Genomic DNA, 6,324 nt, shown 5'->3' with positions numbered 1-6,324 from the left:
ATAGTTACCCTACTTTATTATATAGTAATATAGAACTATTTCATAAATTTAATAAAAAAAAACCTCGAATAATACAGGTATTTTATGTAAATTGTTGAATATGTATTTAAAGATTTTAGTTTTAATTAATTTTCGGCCTATATAGACATTATTTGACAGTAAAGGAGGTTAATTGATGATAAAGATGCATCTTTCTTCCGTGGATATTGGGATGTACATAGCTAAGCCAGTTTATGATGATGCTGGAAAGCTTCTTATAGATAAAGGGAATATGTTGAAAAAGCAGTATATATCGAAGCTTGTTAATTACGGTATTGAGTATATTTATGTAGAGTGGGATAAAAAATCAAATTATGCTGAAATCATCTCTAAGGAAACAACTAAGGAAGCCCTAAGGGATATTGAAAAATTTATGAAAAGCTTTAATTATTTTGATACTGATAAATATGATAAGATTGTTAAAATAGTCAATGATATAATTACGAAGCTACTAAGTAAAAAGAACATAATTTTATATGTCACCGATATTAGAGGTATAGATGACTACACCTTTCAGCACAGCCTTTATGTTTGTGTATATGCTTTAGTAATAGGTGTAGAATTAAACTACTCTAAACAGCAATTAGAGGATTTAGGCATAGGAGCCCTTTTACATGATGTTGGGAAGGTTTTAACCCCGTCAAGCATATTAAAAAAGCCCAGTATATTAAATAGTTGTGAATATGAAGAAATAAAAAAGCATTCTACAGAGGGCTATAACATAATTAAGTATATTGATGGTGTATCAGAGGATTCATGTATAATTGTAAGAGATCATCACGAGCGCTATGATGGTACAGGCTACCCAAGTGGATTGAAGGGCAAGGAAATCCATGAATATGCTAGAATTGTTGCCATTTGTGATGTTTTTGATGCACTAACCTCCAATAGACCCTACAGAGAAAAAATTTCACCCCATAATGCCATAGAATATATAGTTGCATTAGGCAATAAGCAATTCGATTTAGAAATATTAAAGGTTCTTTTAAAACGTATAAATATATATCCTATAGGCACCCACGTTTTATTGGAATCTGGGGATAAGGGTGTGGTAATAGAAGCAAATTTAGAATTACCAACACGTCCTATAATTCAGGTATATAGTGACTATAAAAATGCAAATAGAAGAAGCAGGATAATAGACTTAAAAAAGCAGCTTAAAAATAGCATTAGAAAGGTTTTAGCATAAGCAAAGATTTGTTTGAAGTTAATATAAGTCAATAATTCAGATGGAATAATCCATCTGTTTTTTTATTATTAGACGGAATATAGACGGTGGATTGATAAAATAAAAGAAAATTGAAAATTGAAAACCATAAAAGCAAGTAATAAGGAATAGGTAAGTAAGAATCAAAACCATAAAGCAAAATTAAGAGTTAAGAGTTAAGAATTAAGAGTTAAGAGTTAAGAATTAAGAGTTAAGAGTTGAGAATTAAGAGTTAAGAGAGAAAAGAAAAAAGAAATGATGAATGTTAAATATTGAATGTTGAATGAAAAACAGCAAAATACAAACCATAAAAGAAATGTTGAATGTTAATTTTAAAGAATAAATAAATATCTAAAAATGAAAGGGTGGTTTGAAATGACAAAGGTGTTAAGCGACATTGAAATTGCTCAGCAGGCAAAAATGAAGCCAATCACAGAAATTGCTAATGAATGGAATGTAGAGGAGGATGAGCTGGAGCTATACGGTAAATATAAGGCGAAAATAAACTTAAGCATTTTTGATAGGTTAAAGGACAAGCCTGATGGAAAACTGGTTTTAGTAACAGCTATTAATCCTACACCTGCAGGTGAGGGTAAGTCTACAACAACTGTTGGACTAGGACAAGCCCTAAATAAGATAGGTAAAAAAGCATGTATAGCATTAAGAGAGCCATCTCTAGGTCCTGTTTTTGGAGTTAAGGGAGGTGCTGCTGGTGGAGGGCATGCTCAAGTAGTGCCAATGGAGGATATTAACCTGCACTTTACTGGAGATATGCACGCCATAACAACAGCAAATAACCTTTTATCAGCTGCCATCGACAACCATATTCATCAGGGAAATAGCTTAGATATTGATACTAGACAAATAGTTTGGAAACGTGTACTTGATATGAATGATAGAGCATTACGTGAGGTTGTAGTTGCACTTGGAGGAAAGCCCAATGGCTTCGTTAGACAGGATGGCTTTATGATCTCTGTTGCATCAGAGGTAATGGCAGTATTATGCTTAGCCAGCGATTTAATGGACTTAAAAGAAAGGTTAGGCAGAATGGTTGTAGCATATACTAGAGCTGGAAGTCCAATTACTGCTTCAGACTTAAATGTACATGGAGCTATGGCACTTCTCTTAAAGGATGCAATTAAGCCAAATCTTGTTCAAACCTTAGAAAATACTCCTGCCTTAATTCATGGTGGACCATTTGCAAATATCGCCCATGGCTGTAACAGTATCATAGCAACAAAACTAGGCTTAAAGCTTGGTGATTACTTAGTTACAGAGGCAGGCTTTGGAGCAGACCTAGGGGCTGAGAAGTTCCTAGACATTAAGTGTAGATATGGTCAGTTAAAGCCAGCGGCAGTGGTTATTGTAGCAACTATAAGGGCTTTAAAAATGCATGGTGGTGTAGCTAAAGCAGAGTTAGGGAAAGAAAACCTAGAGGCCCTAAAGGCAGGCTTTGTAAATCTTGCAAAGCAGGTTGAGAATATAACAAAGTTTGGATTACCTGTAATGGTGGCTGTTAATAAGTTCTTTAATGACACAGAGGCAGAAATAAATCTACTGATGGAGCTATGTAAAGACTCAGGAGTAAAGGTTGCCCTTAATGACGTATGGGCTAAAGGTGGAGCTGGTGGAGCAGAAATGGCTAAGGTGCTAGTAGACATGGTGGAAAATGAAACCTCCAACTATAAGCCATTATATGAAGCTGAGGCATCAATACCAGATAAAGTAAACACAATTGTAACAGAAATATATGGTGGAGATGGAGTAATCTTCACAGGAAAAGCAAAAAAGCAAATTCAAAAGCTGCAGGAGATGGGCTTAGATAAGCTACCTATTTGTATGGCAAAAACTCAATATTCCTTATCGGATGATCCTACACTTTTAGGGGCACCAAAGGGCTTTAAAATAACTGTTAAGGAAGTAAAAGTATCAGCAGGAGCAGGGTTTATTGTATGTCTAACAGGAGACATTATGACAATGCCAGGTTTACCCAAAGTACCTGCTGCCGATAGAATGGATATAGATGATAAAGGTGTAATAACTGGTTTATTCTAATGAAAAAAAGGGGAGAAAAGCATGGTAAACAATAGAATGATAAACGAGGCAATGACAATAAAGCTAGAAAGCAAACTACCAGAAATGCCTGAATTTATTCAAGGTATTAGACGAGCACCAGACAGAGGATTTAAGCTATCACCAGAGCAAACGGAAATAGCTCTTAAAAACGCATTAAGATATGTTCCAGAGGAGCTACACCAAGTATTAGCGCCAGAGTTTATGGAAGAGCTTATGACAATGGGCAGAATTTATGGCTATAGATTTAGACCAGAGGGTAACATCAAGGCTAAGTCAATAGATGAGTATAAGGGCAAATGTATAGAAGGAAAAGCCTTTCAGGTTATGATAGATAACAATTTAGATTTTGATGTAGCGTTATATCCCTACGAGCTCGTAACCTACGGTGAAACAGGAAGGGTATGTCAAAATTGGATGCAGTATAGACTAATAAAAAAATACTTAGAGGAATTAACTAATGAACAAACCCTAGTTATATCCTCTGGACATCCCTTGGGACTGTTTAAATCCTCAACTCAAAGCCCTAGGGTTATAATCACTAATTCATTAATGATAGGAATGTTTGATAATCTAAAGGATTGGGATATAGCAGAGCAAATGGGAGTTGCCAATTATGGGCAAATGACTGCTGGTGGATGGATGTATATTGGACCACAAGGAATAGTCCACGGTACCTTTAACACACTTTTGAATGCAGGTAGATTAAAGCTAGGTCTAGGACAAGAGGAAGACTTAAGGGGTAAGCTATTTGTTTCCTCTGGTCTTGGTGGCATGAGTGGAGCTCAGCCAAAGGCAGTAGAAATTGCCAATGGTGTTGGAATAATTGCAGAGGTAGATCCATCAAGAATTGAAACTAGACATAGTCAGGGTTGGGTTAGTGTTGCTACAAATGATTTAAAGGAAGTATTTAGAGTTGCAGAAGAATACAAACAGAAGCGAGAGCCTATTTCAATAGCCTATGAGGGTAATATTGTAGATTTATTAGAATATGCAGTTGACAATAACATCAAAATAGAGCTTTTATCTGATCAAACCTCGTGCCATGCAGTTTATGATGGAGGCTATTGTCCACAGGGATTAACATTTGAGGAAAGAACAAAAATGTTAAGAACTGATAGGGATAAGTTCAAAGAGCTGGTAGATGAAACCCTTAAAAAGCATTTTTACTTAATTAAAAAGCTTGTTGAAGGTGGAACATATTTCTTTGACTATGGAAATTCCTTTATGAAGGCTGTTTATGACGCTGGAGTAAAAGAAATATCCAAAAATGGAATAGATGAAAAGGATGGGTTTATATTCCCTTCATATGTAGAAGATATTATGGGACCTGAGCTTTTTGATTATGGATATGGGCCCTTCAGATGGGTTTGCCTTAGTGGAGAACATGAAGACCTTGTAAAAACCGACAAAGCAGCTATGGATTGCATTGACCCAGAAAGAAGAGGACAGGATAGAGATAACTATGTATGGATAAGGGATGCAGAAAAAAATCAGCTTGTTGTAGGAACTCAAGCCAGAATTCTTTATCAAGATGCAGAGGGTAGAACAAGAATAGCATTAAGGTTTAATGAGATGGTTAGAAATGGTGAAGTAGGACCAATTATGCTGGGTAGAGACCACCACGATGTTAGTGGTACAGATTCACCCTTCCGTGAAACTGCAAACATTAAGGACGGTAGTAATGTAATGGCTGATATGGCTACCCAATGCTTTGCTGGTAATGCCGCAAGAGGAATGAGCTTAATAGCACTTCATAATGGTGGTGGTGTTGGTATTGGTAAATCTATTAATGGTGGCTTTGGTATGGTTTTAGACGGTAGTGAAAGAGTTGACAGAATCCTTAGCTCAGCTATGCCTTGGGATGTTATGGGAGGAGTAGCAAGAAGAGCTTGGGCTAGAAATGAAAACTCTATAACTACAAGCATGGAATTTAACCATAATCAAGATAATAAGAGCCATATAACTCTACCATATATACCTAATGAGTCACTTATAAAGGATGTAGTGACAAAGGCTTTAAACAATAAATAATGACTCTAGTTTCAAAAATACATTAATATGGGCAGGAAATGCTTTTCCTGCTCTTTAAAAGGGAGGCTTTAAAAATGAAGAAGATTGTTCAATGCGTTCCAAACTTCAGTGAAGGAAGAGACCTAGAAAAAATAGAAAAAATAGTAAACCCCTTTAGGGGAAAGAAGGGTGTAAAGCTACTGGATTACAGTAGAGATGAGGATCATAACCGAGTTGTTGTTACTGTGGTAGGAGAGCCAGAGGCCCTTAAGGCTGCTATGCTAGAGGCTATGGAAGTGGCTATTGAGGTTATAGACATGAGAAGTCATGAAGGACAGCATCCCCGTATGGGAGCAATAGATGTTGTACCCTTTATACCAGTTAAAAACGTAAGCATGACAGAGGCTATAGAGCTGGCAAAGGAGGTTGCCCAAGTAGCAGCAGATAAATACAAGCTACCAATTTTCCTGTATGAAAAGGCTGCATCAGCCCCAGAGAGAGAAAATCTTGCTAAGGTAAGAAAAGGTGAATATGAGGGTATGAAGGATAAACTACAACAGCCAGAATGGAAACCAGATTTCGGACCAGCTACACCCCATGAAACAGCAGGTGTTACAGCAATAGGAGCAAGAATGCCATTGGTTGCCTTCAATGTAAACCTAGATACCAATAATCTTGAGGTAGCAAACAAAATATCTAAAAATGTAAGATTCTTAAGTGGCGGATTAAGATATTGTAAGGCTATAGGCATTGAGTTAAAGGAACGTGGTATTGTACAGGTTTCAATGAATATGACGGATTATTCAAAAACAGCATTATATAGGGTATTTGAGCTTATTAGAATAGAAGCTAAAAGATATGGAGTTAATGTTGTAGGAAGTGAAATTATTGGTTTACTACCAATGGAAGCATTAATAGATACTGCTGTTTATTATCTAGGGGTAGAAGACTTTTCTATGGAGCAGGTCTTAGAAACTAGGATAATGGAGTGA

The 6,324-nt window shown here is 36.3% G+C and carries 4 protein-coding genes; all 4 read left to right on the top strand.

The genetic code is table 11. The annotated features are described in order from the left end of the window. Positions 1 to 175 precede the first annotated feature (175 nt). On the top strand, positions 176 to 1,228 hold the full coding sequence (locus F8154_RS04450; protein ID WP_151860391.1) for an HD-GYP domain-containing protein: 1,053 nt from the start codon (positions 176 to 178) through the stop codon (positions 1,226 to 1,228). A gap of 393 nt (positions 1,229 to 1,621) precedes the next feature. Then, positions 1,622 to 3,301 carry a formate--tetrahydrofolate ligase gene (locus F8154_RS04445; RefSeq protein ID WP_151860390.1) on the top strand — a complete coding sequence of 560 codons (1,680 nt, stop codon included), beginning with the start codon at positions 1,622 to 1,624 and terminating at the stop codon, positions 3,299 to 3,301. A gap of 21 nt (positions 3,302 to 3,322) precedes the next feature. Beyond that, on the top strand, positions 3,323 to 5,353 hold the full coding sequence (locus F8154_RS04440) for a urocanate hydratase (protein ID WP_151860389.1): 2,031 nt from the start codon (positions 3,323 to 3,325) through the stop codon (positions 5,351 to 5,353). Positions 5,354 to 5,427: 74 nt separating this feature from the next. After that, the gene (gene ftcD, locus F8154_RS04435) at positions 5,428 to 6,324 is read left to right on the top strand and encodes a glutamate formimidoyltransferase (RefSeq protein WP_151860388.1); all 897 of its coding nucleotides are present in this window, start codon (positions 5,428 to 5,430) and stop codon (positions 6,322 to 6,324) included.

This window comes from Alkaliphilus pronyensis (assembly GCF_009017275.1).
Taxonomy (GTDB): Bacteria; Bacillota; Clostridia; order Peptostreptococcales; family Natronincolaceae; genus Alkaliphilus_C; species Alkaliphilus_C pronyensis.
This window is presented reverse-complemented; position numbering and strand designations above follow the sequence as displayed.